The 14,958-nt window shown below is 54.3% G+C and carries 12 protein-coding genes; 7 read left to right on the top strand and 5 right to left on the bottom strand.

The window, feature by feature from the left end; all coding sequences use genetic code 11:
- Nucleotides 1-44 precede the first annotated feature (44 nt).
- From BMY44_RS15805 to BMY44_RS15790, 4 genes are all read right to left on the bottom strand, one after another.
- Nucleotides 45-1,781 carry an ABC transporter substrate-binding protein gene (locus BMY44_RS15805; RefSeq protein ID WP_089996868.1) on the bottom strand — a complete coding sequence of 579 codons (1,737 nt, stop codon included), beginning with the start codon at nt 1,779-1,781 and terminating at the stop codon, nt 45-47.
- 615 nt (nt 1,782-2,396) lie between these two features.
- On the bottom strand, nt 2,397-3,338 hold the full coding sequence (locus BMY44_RS15800) for a sulfotransferase family protein (RefSeq protein WP_131801626.1): 942 nt from the start codon (nt 3,336-3,338) through the stop codon (nt 2,397-2,399).
- A gap of 31 nt (nt 3,339-3,369) precedes the next feature.
- Nucleotides 3,370-4,920, bottom strand: a complete 1,551-nt coding sequence (locus BMY44_RS15795) for an ArnT family glycosyltransferase (RefSeq protein WP_089996866.1) — start codon at nt 4,918-4,920, stop codon at nt 3,370-3,372.
- On the bottom strand, nt 4,917-6,056 hold the full coding sequence (locus BMY44_RS15790) for a glycosyltransferase (protein WP_165611867.1): 1,140 nt from the start codon (nt 6,054-6,056) through the stop codon (nt 4,917-4,919). The genes BMY44_RS15795 and BMY44_RS15790 overlap by 4 nt, the downstream gene beginning before the upstream one ends.
- Before the next feature lie 243 nt (nt 6,057-6,299).
- On the opposite strand from BMY44_RS15790, the gene BMY44_RS15785 reads away from it, so the two are divergent.
- Genes BMY44_RS15785 through BMY44_RS15770 form a run of 4 tightly spaced genes read left to right on the top strand, consistent with a single transcriptional unit; the run spans nt 6,300 to nt 10,435 of the window.
- Nucleotides 6,300-7,133 carry a glycosyltransferase gene (locus BMY44_RS15785; RefSeq protein WP_089996864.1) on the top strand — a complete coding sequence of 278 codons (834 nt, stop codon included), beginning with the start codon at nt 6,300-6,302 and terminating at the stop codon, nt 7,131-7,133.
- Nucleotides 7,123-8,271 carry a Gfo/Idh/MocA family protein gene (locus tag BMY44_RS15780; RefSeq protein ID WP_242650582.1) on the top strand — a complete coding sequence of 383 codons (1,149 nt, stop codon included), beginning with the start codon at nt 7,123-7,125 and terminating at the stop codon, nt 8,269-8,271. Before BMY44_RS15785 ends, BMY44_RS15780 begins: the two co-directional genes overlap by 11 nt.
- Nucleotides 8,268-9,194: an NAD-dependent epimerase/dehydratase family protein gene (locus tag BMY44_RS15775; RefSeq protein ID WP_165611866.1), complete on the top strand. Its 927-nt coding sequence runs from the start codon at nt 8,268-8,270 to the stop codon at nt 9,192-9,194. Before BMY44_RS15780 ends, BMY44_RS15775 begins: the two co-directional genes overlap by 4 nt.
- Nucleotides 9,191-10,435, top strand: a complete 1,245-nt coding sequence (locus BMY44_RS15770) for a glycosyltransferase family 4 protein (RefSeq protein ID WP_089996862.1) — start codon at nt 9,191-9,193, stop codon at nt 10,433-10,435. The genes BMY44_RS15775 and BMY44_RS15770 overlap by 4 nt, the downstream gene beginning before the upstream one ends.
- A gap of 3 nt (nt 10,436-10,438) precedes the next feature.
- On the opposite strand, the gene BMY44_RS15765 is transcribed toward BMY44_RS15770, so the two are convergent.
- Entirely contained in the window at nt 10,439-11,434 is a 996-nt protein-coding gene (locus tag BMY44_RS15765) for a glycosyltransferase family 2 protein (protein WP_089996861.1), read from the bottom strand.
- Nucleotides 11,435-12,205: 771 nt separating this feature from the next.
- On the opposite strand from BMY44_RS15765, the gene BMY44_RS18530 reads away from it, so the two are divergent.
- From BMY44_RS18530 to BMY44_RS15745, 3 genes are all read left to right on the top strand, one after another.
- On the top strand, nt 12,206-12,481 hold the full coding sequence (locus BMY44_RS18530; RefSeq protein ID WP_423219761.1) for a sulfotransferase family protein: 276 nt from the start codon (nt 12,206-12,208) through the stop codon (nt 12,479-12,481).
- Nucleotides 12,482-12,707: 226 nt separating this feature from the next.
- Nucleotides 12,708-13,586, top strand: a complete 879-nt coding sequence (locus BMY44_RS15750) for a 2OG-Fe(II) oxygenase (RefSeq protein ID WP_089997204.1) — start codon at nt 12,708-12,710, stop codon at nt 13,584-13,586.
- Between the two features lie 124 nt (nt 13,587-13,710).
- Nucleotides 13,711-14,922, top strand: coding sequence for a glycosyltransferase family 4 protein (locus BMY44_RS15745; protein WP_131801624.1), 1,212 nt, complete (start codon nt 13,711-13,713; stop codon nt 14,920-14,922).
- The last annotated feature ends 36 nt before the right edge of the window (nt 14,923-14,958 follow it).

The raw sequence follows: 14,958 nt of genomic DNA, 5'->3' as shown, positions 1-14,958 counted from the left end.
CAGGCCCCGGTCGTGTCGGCGCACAAAGCGCCGGACAGGGAGGTTTATTCAGAAGCCCAGCGTGCAACCAACTCGTCGTAGTTGACTGTCTCGCCTTGCGGTTTCTCGTTCTCCAAGGGAGGCTTCGCGCCACCGTTTTCGAACCAATACTCCGCAGTCTGTTCCTCATTCAGACGTGGACCACATCCGCCATAGACGTCGGCGGCTTCGTCAGCTGCCTGCATCCGGGCCATGGTGATATCCATTTCCTCAGCCAGTCGGTCCATCGCTTCCTGAGGCGTAAACGCACCGGAGTTTACGTCACCGATCTGCTGCCACCAGATTTGGGCAAGCTTGGGATAGTCAGGCACATTGATCCCGGTTGGCGACCAGCGCACCCGATCAGGTGAGCGATAGAATTCAACCAATCCGCCGAGTTGTGGCGCACGCTCCGTAAAGGACTCGTGGTTGACCGAACTGTCGCGAATGAATGTCAGACCCACGTGGGACTTTTTCACGTCAACAGTTTTGGACGTCACGAACTGGGCGTAAAGCCAGGCGGCTTGTGCACGATCAGACGGTGTGGATTTCAGGAAAGTCCAAGACCCCACATCTTGATAACCAACTTTCTGGCCGTCTTCCCAATATGGGCCGTGCGGGCTTGGGGCCATACGCCAAAGCGGCGTGCCCTCTTCGTCTACCGTGTTGTTGCCAGCAGACTGCGGGGCAACCATGTCGGCGGTGAAAGCTGTGTACCAGAAAATCTGCTGGGCGACGTTGCCTTGGGCCAATGCCGGCAATGACTGGTAAAAGTCATAGCTTGCCGCACCCGGAGGCGCGTAGTTCCGCAACCACTCATCCCACTTGCGGATCGCATAGACTGCAGCCGGACCGTTGGCAGCACCACCACGGGTGACGGACGCACCAACCGGGTTACACGTACCCGCTTCCATGCGGATGCCCCATTCATCAATCGGCACACCATTCGGCTCACCTTTTGACCCGGCACCGGCCATAGACAGCCAAGCGTCGGTCATGCGCCAGCCAAGATCGGGGGCACGCTTGCCGTAATCCATGTGGCCGTAGATACGCACGCCTTCGATTTCCTGCACATCGTTGCTGAAGAACTCGGCAATGTCTTCGTAGGCGGACCAGTTAACAGGCACGCCCAGATCATAGCCATACTTTGCTTTGAACTGTTCCTGCAGGTCTTCACGATCAAACCAGTCTTTGCGGAACCAATACAGGTTCGCAAATTGCTGATCTGGCAACTGGTACAAATTACCATCAGGACCGGTCGTAAACTGGATGCCCATAAAGTCTTCAAGATCCAAGGTCGGGGATGTCGTTGCCGCCCAATCACCGGCCATCTGTTCGGTTAGATTGTACGCCTGTTGTAGACGCGAATGGGTGCCGATTAGATCAGAGTCATTAACGTAGCCGTCATACAGGTTCCGGTTGGTCTGCATCTGGGTCTGCACAGCCTGTACGACCTCACCTTCACCCAAGATCTGGTGATTTACTTTGATTCCGGTGATTTCCTCGAAAGCCTTTGTCAGCACTTCGCTCTCGTACGAATGCGTCGGGATGCCTTCGGACAAGACGTTGATTTCCATGCCAGCAAAGGGCTGTGCAGCTTCTATGAACCACTGCATTTCTATCAGCTGTTCGTCTTTTGAAAGTGTTGACGGTTGAAATTCTTGATCAATCCAACGCTGTGCTGCGGCTTCATCAGCCATAGCGCTATTGGACCCCGCAATCACAGCAGACACTGCAACTGCGGAGAGCAGATACTTGCGCATCTTTTCTCCTCCCTTGAGATTTATTGAGCCGGTTTTCGCCGACACTTTACCATGGTGGCTGTTTGCACATCTTGTCAAACTAAAAATTTAGTAGTTGCGCAAAGGCCTTCAAAATAGGACCCGAAGGCCTGCGTGAACATGGTCAGTGGCCGAAATCGATCTTGTCCTCTGGAACCTGAGAATGAGATGTAACACGACTCACTCTTACGCTATCGACTTTTGAGAAACCCATGTGGAAGGCTACGCACATCCCAGAATGCGCTCGATTGCGAATTCCAAGTGAGGCTGCCGGATAAACGATTTCAAACGCCAAGGCCTAAACTCTTGAAAAGGCCCACCACGTCCGCCCAGGCCTGCGTCTCCGTGATCTCACACGCGATGTCACTGCTGTTCAGGTAACACGCGAGCTTGTCAAAGGCGGTATTACTGGTCTGCCCGTTCCCAAAATCTCTCCGTATCGGCAGAGGCCGAGATGTTCAGATTGTGGGATGTAGGCAAAGGCCCCGATCACGCCGCGAACGAACAAGGATCGGATAATCTGGCAACTAAAAGCGCCGCTTTCAGCAATGAAATCTTGTTTAAAGATATATAGGGTTAAAGCTGCACATCGATGACTTACTTGAGAGACCGGTTCATCGTCTCTTGCATGCGGAGCAACACTGCTTGACGACGGGCCTGCAAGCCGGGCAGACGGAATATTTTTTCCATTCCGTAGTCGCGAAAACCGAAAAACCGGATGGCTGCCTTCACTTTGCGTAGCTTGTTGTCAACGGCGAGGTGCAGTTTGGAAAGCCTGCCCATTGGTTGGAGATCACGGTGTGCACGTTCGTAGCCAAGTTCGTCCATCAGCGGCCCGCATCGATGCTCGACAAGGGCCGTCTGGCGGGACGTCAGTTTCCGTTTCCATTGCTGGGTCAGTTTCGGATCGGGTTTATCATAGGTGCTCTTTTCAGCGTAGCCGAACATAGCATCGGTGAACGCGATACCAAGAAAATCGCACAGTCGGGACAATTCGGATGACGGGTTCATGACCAGGTCTTCATAACGCACTTCAGCATAGCGGCGCGGGTTCAGTGTCTTTTTCTTGCGCGCCCAGCTTTCCTCTGCGGCCAACCAGAAGTCAGCACCGTAGTAGACATTTCCAGACCACCCGAAACGAGTTGCCGAATTGGCAACGTCGCGGGGATCGCGATAAATGTGTATGTAACGCGCCGTCGGAAACAGACGATCGAGGACGTCGATATCGGCATGAAACGTAATGACCGGCGGCCCATCCCGGCCATCCTTCATCGCGGCAATCATGTGGTCGCGCAAAGCAAGACCGTCCAATCCATCAGGACAGGTCAGATTTCGCATACGAAAGACCCGCTCGTGGCGCAGCCAGTGAGTGTTATATCGAAAGTCTTCTGCATGCGGATCGATCAGACCGTCAACTATGAACTGGTTTTCACCTATCTCGACAAGTTCTGGATGTGCCCCAAGCATCAGCCGGAACATCGTCGTTCCAGACCGCACAGAGCCGTAAATGATGATTGGGTCTTGAGAGATCTCGGTCACGTTAAATGCGCCTTATCGAGGAGTGAAGCGATCAATTGGCAGCGCTGCCTTCTTTCAGACGGTATATTGTGATGATCGGGGTTGCATGAACGAGGTCGTAATTTTCTTCTAGGTAGTTCGGGATCAGACTGCGATCCTTGAAGTAAAACAAATCCTCGGAAGCATCAGATACGATAAACTCTGGCAAACTTTCCATCACGCGTCTGAGTTCGTCGGGCTCGATATATCCAGCTTCTTCCAACGGCGTCGTAATCGATTCTCTGACGATGTTGCTCGGATGAGCTACCACACGCGATACTGTAGGAAGATTAAGATAGTGCAAGATCAAGTGATTGGACAACGCCCAGACTCTGTCATCTGGTGCCATCATATCGTCCAGCACAATCGACGCTGCCAAGATATCATATTGCTCCGTAGCATAGCCATGCTTCGTCAATACCTGCAAACTGGTCGGCACCACTCGCACCATCGCAGCCATAACCGGAATTAAAACAATAACTAGGGCCAAACCGCGCCAGATCATCCATCTTTGCAATCGACCGATTAACACGGCTACGAAAAGGCAAGTCAGCGGAAAGAACTGAAGCCAATAGTGTCCGTACAGCGAGCCGCTATTTAGAATCGACCACTGGATCGAGATCAAAAAAACCCATATCAATGCCCACTCCATGCGGACCTGTCGGAGGCGAAGAGGCTTTTTTATCTTATCTGCCGACTGAGGCCAAAGTGAAGCCACAATTCCAAGCACAGTGAGTATGGTAAACGGAACATACAAATACGGTGCTTCAGACATTGTGCGGATCCATACTCGCACATGACTAACGCCGGCAATGATCGGGCCCCATTTCCATTCTTTTGAATAACTGATCGCGACCTCAACGCTTGCAAGCCACAGTTCGTGTAACGCGTTCCCGTTGGCGAAGATGCCAAGAATTATCGCTAAAGGAACCATACCCCCTGCCCCGTAAGCAAAGGGTGACATCCTGACAAAACCAAATCGACCCGGCCAGATCAGGCCCAGCACTGCAATCAACAAACCACTGGCTACCGCCATGTAGGCCAGATTGCTCCGGGTCAAGACGGCGATCCCAACAAGGATACCCGCACAAAAAACTGCAGGGGACTTCCTCGGATAGACCAACAAAAGCAAGAGGGCTACCATCACCGCCGCCATGGCCGGGAGCGCCGCAGAAGTATGAAGGCCCGGCTCGACCGCATGGATGGCGACGTACAGAGCTGACGCAGACACGGCGGCAAGGTCATCGACATACCTTCGCGAAATGAAAAAAATCGTCACAGCAACAATCCACATGGAAAAGTCACCCAAGAACCGCGCCGACTGGACAGATTCACCAAATAACGACATCCAGCCAGCGAAGATAAAAAAGAGCATTGGTGGCTTGTTGTCGAAACGCTCGACATAAGGAAGTGTCCCGTCCCGCAGATCAGACGCCAGCAACATAAATGTAGACTCGTCCCAATCGATAACCTCACGCACCAAAGCACCGCTTTGGGTCAGCAACACCAGAACGGCCAATCCGACCGGCCATAGCCAAACGACATGGGTGCGAATAAACGTCATGGCTTTTTCACAAACCGCTTTCGGAAGACCAGATAGCGGCTGCCAAGGAAATTGAACGCCATTCCGGCCGCAATTCCTGCTAGGGCAGCCAGTTGCAAAGTAAATGTGCCATCGTCACCCAAGTTGTTCCGCACGGTTAAGGCAACGACGTAGTTGACCACCATGCCGAATGCGCATGCTCCGACAAAGCTGACGAACTGGCGCAGGATCGCGCCATCGCGCGCATAGGAAAACGTGAATCTTCTGTTCAGCAAGAAATTCGTCACGATGCTGACTGCAATCCCGCCCGCAAGACAAATCCAATCAGGAAGACCCATCACGCTCAACACGCTGAGCACACTGAGATTTACCACAACTCCCGACATCCCGACGACGAGGAACTGTGCAAGATACATCATGTTGGAGAATTTATAGAGGTAAAGCCGCCGCAAATGCTGAATGTATTTCAGCTGCTCTTTGAACGTGAGCTTGGATTCTCCATGGACCCGGTCAGTAAAGTGGATGGGGACCTCGCCGACATTCTCAAGACCGCACTTCACAATAAGCTCAAGCGCGATCTTGTACCCGACAGGGCTGAGCCAATCAGCGGCCTCAAAATCTGATTTGCGCAGGACAAAAAAACCGGACATAGGGTCGCGTACTTTTGTCAGGGGCCGGGCCAGCAGCGTGGCGACCAGGGAGTTCAGCCAACGGCCGATACCCCAATCGTCGTCCGTTGATCCGCCCGGAACATAGCGCGATCCGATCACCATTTGCTGACCGGCCCGCAAACCCAGAACCATCTGAGGCAATGCCTCCGGCGGATGAGATAGATCGCAATCCATGCAGGCGAGAACCGGGTACTTAGCTTGCGTGAACCCTTCAATAACAGCCTGACTAAGCCCGCGGTTCTCAGTGCGCGTGATGATACGGGCCCAATCATGCCCGGCCGCCGCGACGGCTTCTACGCTACCATCTTGGCTGTCATCATCCATGAATAGCACTTCCACCGGAGCGTCATACTGAGCTCGAAATACCTCCAGCCGTTTCAGCAAATGAGGGATATTGTCCACTTCCTGATAGGTGGGGACGATAATACTGATGCCGGTCCCCAGTGGGAGGTCAGACCCAACGGGTGGTGGCGCACCAAAAACCATACTAAGCCTCAAACTAGACATCTCACGCGCGAATGGCGCAAGACACCGGTAACACGATCAAGAAATGAAGAATTACTTCGCAAATTGCCGCCTGATAAGATCGTTTCTTGCCGGATAGGTCAACAAGCGATGGCCGTCATCGCTTTCGCGGAGTTCGGAAGTCAATAATTCCGGAATCGCTTTGGACGGGCTGCGGCGGTTGTGCTAGACAGCGGCAAATACGGGGATCACCCACTTAGTAAGATGCAGCCTAGCAGTACGATCATCATCCCCGCCCACGACGAGGCTGACTACATTGACGCATGCTTGTGCGCTCTTTTGCAACAAGATGGGTCTGCCGGGAAAATGCGGGTCATTGTGGCGGCCAATGCCTGCACAGACGACACTATCCAGATCGCGCGCGCCAGAACAGAAGCATTCATGGCCCGTCAGGCGGAACTGCTGGTTCTGGATCTGAAGGCACCGGGCAAGATTGGGGCACTGAACAGCGCTGAAGCAAAGCTTGAACCGGGGATCCGGATCTATCTTGACGCGGACGTGATATGTGAACCCGATCTGATTGGGCAACTGATCGCCGCTCTTCAAACCGATGAACCCTGCTACGCGACTGGGCGTTTGACCATTGCGCCTGCGCAAAGCTGGGTCACACGGGCTTACGGACGCCTTTGGCAGCGCCTTCCCTTTTATCAAAGCGGTGCCGTCGGTGCCGGACTTTTCGCCACGAATGCAGCCGGACGCGCACGCTGGGGTGCCTTTCCCGACATCATATCGGATGACACGTTCGTGCGGCTCTGCTTTGCCCCGTCCGAGCGTGTCGAAGTGCCCGCGCGTTTTCACTGGCCCATGATTGAGGGGTTCGCGGGGCTTGTGAAAGTCCGTCGGCGGCAGGACGCAGGCGTTGCAGAGGTTCGAGCATTGTATCCTGATCTCGTCGACAACGAAGGTGCACAACAACTGACCAAACCACAGATCGCAAAGCTTGCCCTCGGCACACCGCTGGCTTTTTCAGTTTACGCCGCTGTCGCTCTGGCAGTAAAAACGAAACGTCCAACCAAGGACTGGGTACGTGGCCGATAGATCAGTAAAATACGTAGCGATCATCGGTACCGGCTTTGTTGCCGACCTCTACATGACTTCTTTGGCGGTTTACCCCGATATCAAGATTAAGACTGTCTGGGACATCGATGCTGACCGGCTCCGGGCTTTCACTAAGCACTGGAACGTGTCCGCAGCCACAGGCCTTGACGATCTGCTAGATCGTTGCACCGATCAAGATCTGATCTTGAACCTGACCAATCCGTCGGCGCACTATGATGTGTCGCGGGCCTGCATTGAAGCTGGCCGGAACGTTTACAGTGAAAAGCCATTGGCGATGACGCTGAACGATGCCCGTAATCTGCATGACCTGTCAAAGACCAAGGGCGTCCGCTTGGCTTCCGCGCCCTGCAGCTATCTGAGCGAGACAGCACAGACGCTTTGGGCGGCCCTGAGGGATGGCCAGATCGGGACACCGCAACTAGTTTATGCCGAACTGGATGACGGCTATATCAGTCAAGCTCCCTACGAAGGCTGGATCAGTGCGTCGGGGGCCCCTTGGCCTGCCATGGACGAATTCGAGGTTGGCTGCACGCTTGAACATGCTGGGTACTATCTGACCTGGCTGATGATGTGTTTTGGGCCGGTTAGACACGTCGTCGCTGGCTCTGCCGAACTGGACACGACGAAACTGAACGGGGCAAACGGCGCTCCTGATTTCTCTGTCGCAGTGCTTTATTTTGATAACAATGTCGTTGCACGGCTTACGTGTTCGATTCTTGCTAAACATGATCATGGAATGCGCGTATTTGGCACTGATGGCACGCTGGAAGTGCACGAATGCTGGGACAACAGCGCAACGGTGCGCAAACGCGTACGCAAGAAAATCCGCAGGCGCCTGATTGAATGGCCGCTTACGAAGCGGCTGAAGCTGCGCCAGCCGACCCATCCCAAGGTGAAACGCACCGGTGCCGCGTCAATGAATTTCGCCCTCGGCCCCGCAGAAGTGCTCGAAGCAATTGCCAGTGGTCGCCCTAGCCGGATGGGGGCCGATTTTGCACTCCACCTGACCGAAGTCACACTGGCGATTCAAAATTCCGGCAAAACAAAGGGTGCGCAAATTATGACCACGGATTTCGCTTCTGTCCCACCTATGCCATGGGCAAAGGCGCTAAAATGACGCGGATCATGATCACCGGCGCATCGGGTTTTCTTGGACAAGCTCTTTTGCAGGCGGCAAAAGCAGAGGGGCACGGGATTGTTGCCCTGACGCGGTCCACTGGTTCAAGTGTGGCCCAACAGGATAGCCACGTCCAAACTGCCAAATTCGATCTAGGCGCGCCTGATGCCGTGGAACACCTCCAAAGTGCGCTTGAAGGGATCGATGTCGTTATCCACGCAGCCGCCAGTTTTTCAGGAACCGCAGAAGCACATGCGCGCGATACGCTCAAAGCGACGGAAAACTTGCTGGCAGCGATGACGAATATGACCTCCAAGCCTCGTCTCGTTCTGATCAGTTCGCTGTCGGTCTATGACGTGGCCAGAATGACCGATCACGAGGTTCTGACCGAGGACTCGCCTATGGTGACGGATGCGAGCCAGCGCGACGTCTATGCAGCAGCGAAAGCAGCGCAAGAGCGTCTGATCGCGCAGTACGATGGACCGTACCAAATCATCCGTCCTGGCGCAATATTCGGCCCACATAGGCTCTGGTCGGCGCAACTTGGCTTTGCAAGGTCCGGACGCGTGTTCTGCCCCGGCCCACGTACCAAGATGCCCGCTATTTCGGTGGATCGCGCGGCGCAAGCAATTCTACGCGCCGCAATAAGTGCCAATGGCGCAGCGACCGTCAACCTGATCGAATCAAACCCGCCAACATGCGCGGACTGGATTGCAGCCCTTGGGCTCAAGATCGTGCCAGTGCCAGCCAAGCTTGTGCATCTCTTGGGTTCCATCACAGGGCGCGGACCGGCCTGGCAGGCACGGTTCCGACCGCTTGTTTATGACACGACACATGCTGCGCGGCTGCTAGAACAAACGACACAAGTACCCTTCAAAGACCAGATCGCCCGTGCAAAACAGGCCGAACAGGATAGCCAATGACCGGACCCATCGCCTATCTGACCGGCCAGTATCCCCGCGCAACAGATACTTTTATCCAGCGCGAAGTCGCAGCGCTGCGTGCCCATGGGCATGACGTGATGACAAATACGATTCGCGCGACCGAAGCGGCCCATCATGTCGGCCCCGAACAGCAGGCCGAATTTGCAGCGACATTTCAGGTGATGAATGCCTGCAAGAATCCCCTAACTCTCATCCGCGCCCATGCCGCGGCGCTAGTCAGAAACCCAAAACGGTGGGTAGGGGCGTTGGCATTGGCATGGCGCACCAAACCGGCGGGGATCAAAGCAGGGCTTTGGCAATTCTTTTACTTTCTCGAAGCCGGTGTGCTTGCGCAGCACCTGCGCGCATCCGGCGTGCAGCATTTGCACAACCATTTCGCCGACAGCAGCTGCACCGTCGCCATGTTGTCCGCACAGATCAGTGGAATCCCATACAGCGTCACCATGCACGGGCCGGGTATTTTCTTTGAACCCTTGCACTGGCGGATCGACGAAAAGATCGCCCGTGCGAGCTTCGTCGCATGTATCAGTCACTTTTGCCGGTCTCAGGGCATGCTGTTTTCCGATGTAGCGCATTGGGACAAGCTCAAGATCGTGCATTGTGGAATCGACCCATCAAAATACGACGTGCCTGTTGAGCGCAGCTACGGCAAGCGCCTCTTGTTTGTCGGCAGGCTTGATGGGGTCAAGGGCGTGCCACTACTTCTCGACGCGGTTACACGTCTCCACAAAATTCATCCGGAGCTTGAACTTGTGGTTGTTGGGGATGGTCCGGCCCGAAATGATCTCGAGAAACAGGCTCTGACATTGGGGCAATCGGTCCGTTTCATGGGATATCAGTCTCAGGATGCGGTCGCCGATATCCTGTCCGAAACCGACATGCTCGTGTTGCCCAGTTTTGCAGAAGGCGTGCCCGTCGTGCTGATGGAAGCCATGGCAGCCAGTCTCCCTGTTGTAACGACGCAAGTCGGCGGCATCAGCGAACTGGTCGAAAACGGCGTGTCAGGTTTCATCTGCCCGCCTGGCGATCTGAACACACTGACGCGGAGAATTGATGACCTGCTGCGCGATTCCGCACTTTGCGCCCGTATGGGGAAGGCCGGGCGGGCAAAGGTGGTCGCGGATTTCGACTCTCGAACAGAAGCAGCGTGGTTATCGATGCTTATCCAGACAAGTCTGGAAGGCACGCTGCCTGACACCTTGCGGCCCAACCTTGATTAAAGGCTATTTGTGTTCGATCAGACCAACAGGTTTACCACGCCACTTGCTGAGGTAGAAATCCACTACGCCTTTGGCTTCAGCGAACTTTCCGACTACCAGCAACATCGCCGTACCCGGGCGATGACCCCGCCGTACCAGTTGTAACATATGCAGCGGATAGATCAGCAAAAGCGCAAAGGCCCACGGGCTGACAATGACAGCGGCGAGAAGGACAGAAATCGGAAGCACAGCGCCCCAGAACAAAGACCGAAGCATCATACGCGCCCCCAATCCGTTGCGCCCGCGACCATGCATATCCGTCCAAAGCGCATAGGCAAATCCACCGCGCCGCATCCGCGCCCAGAACTGGTCAAAACGCATCATCGCCGCATCGTGAAGCGCCATCTCGTCAGGTAAGCGCCAAATCTTCCAGCCGTCATCCTGCAATCGCAGACACAGTTCAGGCTCTTCCCCCGCGATCATGCGCGAGTCGAACAGCCCGGTCTGCGTCAACGCACGTTTTCGCATCAAGGCGATGCCCCCGCAATAGTGGGTTTCTCCGACCGGCGCGTCCCATTCTTCATCGCACAGCGCGTTGTAGATTGACGCGTCCGGATGCCGTTCGCGTAACCGTCCGCTGACAACAGCCACGTCGTGCCGCGAATCTAGGAAATTCAGACCCTGTTCCAGCCAATTTGCATCCATCTCGCAATCACCATCGATGAACTGGATGTACTCCGGCGCGTCGTCAGATGCTGTGCCTAGCCCTTCGTGCACACCTAGTGCGGCCAATCCCGCATTGCGTGCCCGGGCAGCTGTAAAGGGGCGGGACATATCAAGAACAACAACCTCGGCACCTGCCGCTGCCGCCTCAGCAACAGACCCATCCGTTGATCCGCTATCCACATAAATCACGCGGCCTGCAAACCCGGTGACCGACGCAAGACATCGCACCAGACGCGCACCTTCGTTGCGCCCGATAATCACAACACCAATCGCATGTTCTATGGCGTTCGTCATCCGACCGGACCAAACCGGTTCTGAGCCCAATCTTGCCAGTAAAGCTCCTGAACAGAGCAGTAAGCTGACTTTACACAAGGGCCCAGCACCCAATATCCGCGCGCCTTACCGTCCTTTGCGGGCGATATGCACAGGCCGTCATCCGGGTCGGAGTCTATCTGCATTTCAAATCTGCTTTCCGAACAATCGCGCTAGGCTTACCAAGCCAAAGATGCAAAGCAAGCCCAGCACGGGACCAAACTGCGCAATGTGACCCTTGCGATACGACAGTCATCAAGATCCTTTGGCTGCGTGAAAGAAGGATTGGTCAGACGCAATAATGGCTGGACCTTCCAAAGAACGCTCATAGTTCCCCATAGTGTCGAAATTTGGCCGAGCGGAAGTTGCAGATCTTGGTGCTTCTAGTTACGCTTGCCCCAGTTGTCATCCAAGTTATATCGAATCAAACGTTGAAGACACTTGACATAGTTGAGAGCCAAGTGCTCGACGACCTTCACACCGTCGGCCAATGCGAAGTCTCAACTCTCCCATTAGAAGCATTCGCAATTATCGCTTAAATGCTCACCGAGAGTCCCAGTAGGGAGAAGACGAACACCACGAGTTTTCGGCATTTCAGACGCTGGGTAGTATTGTGCCTGGTGGACCAGCAGAGCAGTTCTATAAGATTGTTAGGCCAGAGCGTTCTGCTGAGTTCGCAAGCTAGATGACGATCCCTCCGTCAGTCAAAACACCTGTCTCGTTTATGCCGCTGAAAGCGATCTCAATGCGGTCATTCACCTGAAGGAGCAACACCTGTTTCTGCGGCTTCCCGGACGCGGTATTGGCGTCGATTTCGTGGGTCGCTTTGAACGGCTGAACGAAGATTTCGATCTGATCGCAAAGCGTCTTGGCAGGGATGTTAAATTGGAGCATCGAAATGCAAGCACGCTGCGGAAAACTGACTATCGTGACGCTTACACGCCGCAAATGATCGAGGTGGTAGCGAAAGCCTATGCCCGTGATATCGCCTACTTCGGCTATGGCTTCGATGGGGTATCGGGGACCTGAAAAACTGTCGTGTCGCTGAAAGCCATCGGCTTGCAAGTTGAAGCTTTGCACGCCGTAGCCGAAGTGGCACACTTGCGGTGGCAACAATCCAGCGGATGCAAGTAGATTGTCACCGTTGTTTGATAGCGCAATGACATCCGCTGAAGTTTAGTCTTTTTATGATCGGGTCGTTTCGCTAGGGTTCTCGCGACATCATGATTTAATTTATTGGATGAATGGCAACCAGATGAATCAAGCATCAACAGCCCTTGCGGCGACCGACAAAACCGAGGCGGTCTATGCACTTGATCTTGAATCGCTTTACATCTCGCCAGATCAGGCCGCCACTATCGGCAAGCGTTATTCTCAACAATACCAATCGGGTAAGCCCTATCATTATATCGGGATCGACGATTTTTTGCCACTGGCAATCGCCGAGAAAGTCCGCGAAGAGGCGATGCAGATTGATGCGAAGCCGCCTGAGCATTCCAGCGCGCAAGAACATCTCAAAGCATCTTACAACCCCGACATCCTTCCGGCGTATTCGCGTCTTGTTTTCAACGCTCTGAACTCACACTCATTCATCCGGTTCCTTGAAGAGATGACGGGTATCGACGGGTTGATCCCCGATCCCTACTTCAAAGGGGGTGGCATTCATCGCACCAGCAATGGTGGCTATCTCGGGATTCATGCAGATTTCAATCATCACAAACAGATGAATCTGGAACGGCGCTTGAACGTACTTATCTATCTCAATCCGGACTGGAAAGAAGAGTATGGTGGTTCGTTCGAGATATGGACCGATGACATGGGTAAGAAGATCGCAAGCTTTCCCCCTATCATGAACCGGATGTGCTGTTTCAGTACTTCATCGACGAGCATGCATGGCAACCCGGACCCGATCAACCATCCTGACGGCCAGCCGCGCATCTCTATCGCGCTTTATTATTACACGGCAACCTGGAGCGACAGCAAAGTGGCGCATTCGACCTTGTTCCGTGTACGTCCTGGAACCGGGGATAAGGAAACAAAAGGTCAGGACCGCTTGCGGATCATGCGAAAATACACTCCGCCAGTATTACATGGCACGGGTGAGAAAGTCTTGCGCAAGCTGAAGCTGGTTTGATGTCGCTGATTGTTGCATTCGACTAGAACCGCAAACGTCCGCGCAAGGATGGGCTATCAGCTTTTGAAATTGAGGTGCTTCATCTGACTTGCTCGGAGAAAGCTACACGGTAAGGGACTCTGGGGTGTTGGAGAAAGCGGAAACGACCAAGCGCCCTCGGCTGGGGTTGTTGACGCCGGGTTGGCCTGGACAGAACACGCCAAACGGGATTGCGACCTCGGTCTATTACCTTGCTATGGGCCTGAAAGAGATCGGTGCCGCACCGGTCATTTTGACAGACAATGTTGATGGGCCTTGTCCGGATGATATTCCTGTCATCAAGATACCCTCCCTGGCTTGGGGAGTGTTGGACCGTCTGCGCGCAAAGCTTGGTGACCGTGATGTGCCTTATCGCATTTTGGGTGATGCGATCGGCGCTTCGGCATCCAATGCTGTGGCGAACTATGGCATCGACGCCTTGATGATGGAGGAGACCCATGGTTGGTCCCAATACACCCAGACACATCTTTCAATTCCGGTGATTGTCGCGCTACATGGCCCGTTCGTTGTCCAAAAGCATATCGAAGCCAGACCCACCAACAAAGAGGACAAGCTGCGTGAGTTGCGAGAGAAACGGGCATTTGAATTAGCAGCAGGGTTGGTGTCGCCATCGCAAAATGTTCTGGATGCAGTCGAACAGACTGCTGCTGTGCACAACGTCCCGCGTATAGTTTTGCCAAACACGCTGCGTTCTTCAAATGAACTGGTGTCGATCAATCGGGAGACCGCTGAGCGCATCCTTTTTGTCGGACGATTTGACAACCACAAAGGCGGTGGCGTCGTTCTGAATGCTTTCGCCGAGTTGGCAGAGGCGAACCGCAATGCGCGTTTGACTTTCGTCGGCCCCAATAGCGGTCTGCGCACGCCTGAGGGAACTATCGTCTCCATTGAAACCGCGCTTGGCGACTTGCCAGACGCGGTGCGGCAGCGGATTGACTACAAGGGTGCCTGTGATCGTGATACAATTGCACAGTTGCGACGGACCCATGGGATTGCTGTCATCGCCTCTCGATATGAGAACCTAAATTACACACTGCTTGAAGCGATGGGCGCTGGTCAGGCCATCGTCAGCACGAAAGTCGGTGGACCCGCAGAAGTGCTACGGGATGGTGAAACGGCATTTCTTGTTCCGCCTGATGATCCCGCTGCAATGGCAATCGCATTGGCCAAGCTGTGCGCAAGTCCATCCATGACGCAAACGATGGCGACTGCGGCACAACATCTGCTCCGATCACGGTTTGATCCGGCAGTCGTGGCTCAGAAGACTTTAGATTTTGTCGTGAGTCTTGGTAGGTAGGGTACCTTTATAGTTGCCTACGTGGCAGTGCAGTGG

The organism is Cognatiyoonia koreensis, from assembly GCF_900109295.1.
Taxonomy (GTDB): Bacteria; Pseudomonadota; Alphaproteobacteria; order Rhodobacterales; family Rhodobacteraceae; genus Cognatiyoonia; species Cognatiyoonia koreensis.
The sequence above is the reverse complement of the archived record's forward strand: the minus strand, read 5'-3'. Positions and strand labels throughout refer to the sequence as shown.

What these genes read in the sequence shown, in the direction of transcription:
- BMY44_RS15805 (WP_089996868.1), bottom strand. Translation starts at nt 1,781, where the DNA reads ATGCGCAAGTATCTGCTCTCCGCAGTTGCAGTGTCTGCTGTGATTGCG.
- BMY44_RS15795 (WP_089996866.1), bottom strand. Translation starts at nt 4,920, where the DNA reads ATGACGTTTATTCGCACCCATGTCGTTTGGCTATGGCCGGTCGGATTG.
- BMY44_RS15790 (WP_165611867.1), bottom strand. Translation starts at nt 6,056, where the DNA reads ATGGTTTTTGGTGCGCCACCACCCGTTGGGTCTGACCTCCCACTGGGG.
- BMY44_RS15785 (WP_089996864.1), top strand. Translation starts at nt 6,300, where the DNA reads ATGCAGCCTAGCAGTACGATCATCATCCCCGCCCACGACGAGGCTGAC.
- BMY44_RS15775 (WP_165611866.1), top strand. Translation starts at nt 8,268, where the DNA reads ATGACGCGGATCATGATCACCGGCGCATCGGGTTTTCTTGGACAAGCT.
- BMY44_RS15770 (WP_089996862.1), top strand. Translation starts at nt 9,191, where the DNA reads ATGACCGGACCCATCGCCTATCTGACCGGCCAGTATCCCCGCGCAACA.
- BMY44_RS15765 (WP_089996861.1), bottom strand. Translation starts at nt 11,434, where the DNA reads ATGACGAACGCCATAGAACATGCGATTGGTGTTGTGATTATCGGGCGC.
- BMY44_RS15750 (WP_089997204.1), top strand. Translation starts at nt 12,708, where the DNA reads ATGAATCAAGCATCAACAGCCCTTGCGGCGACCGACAAAACCGAGGCG.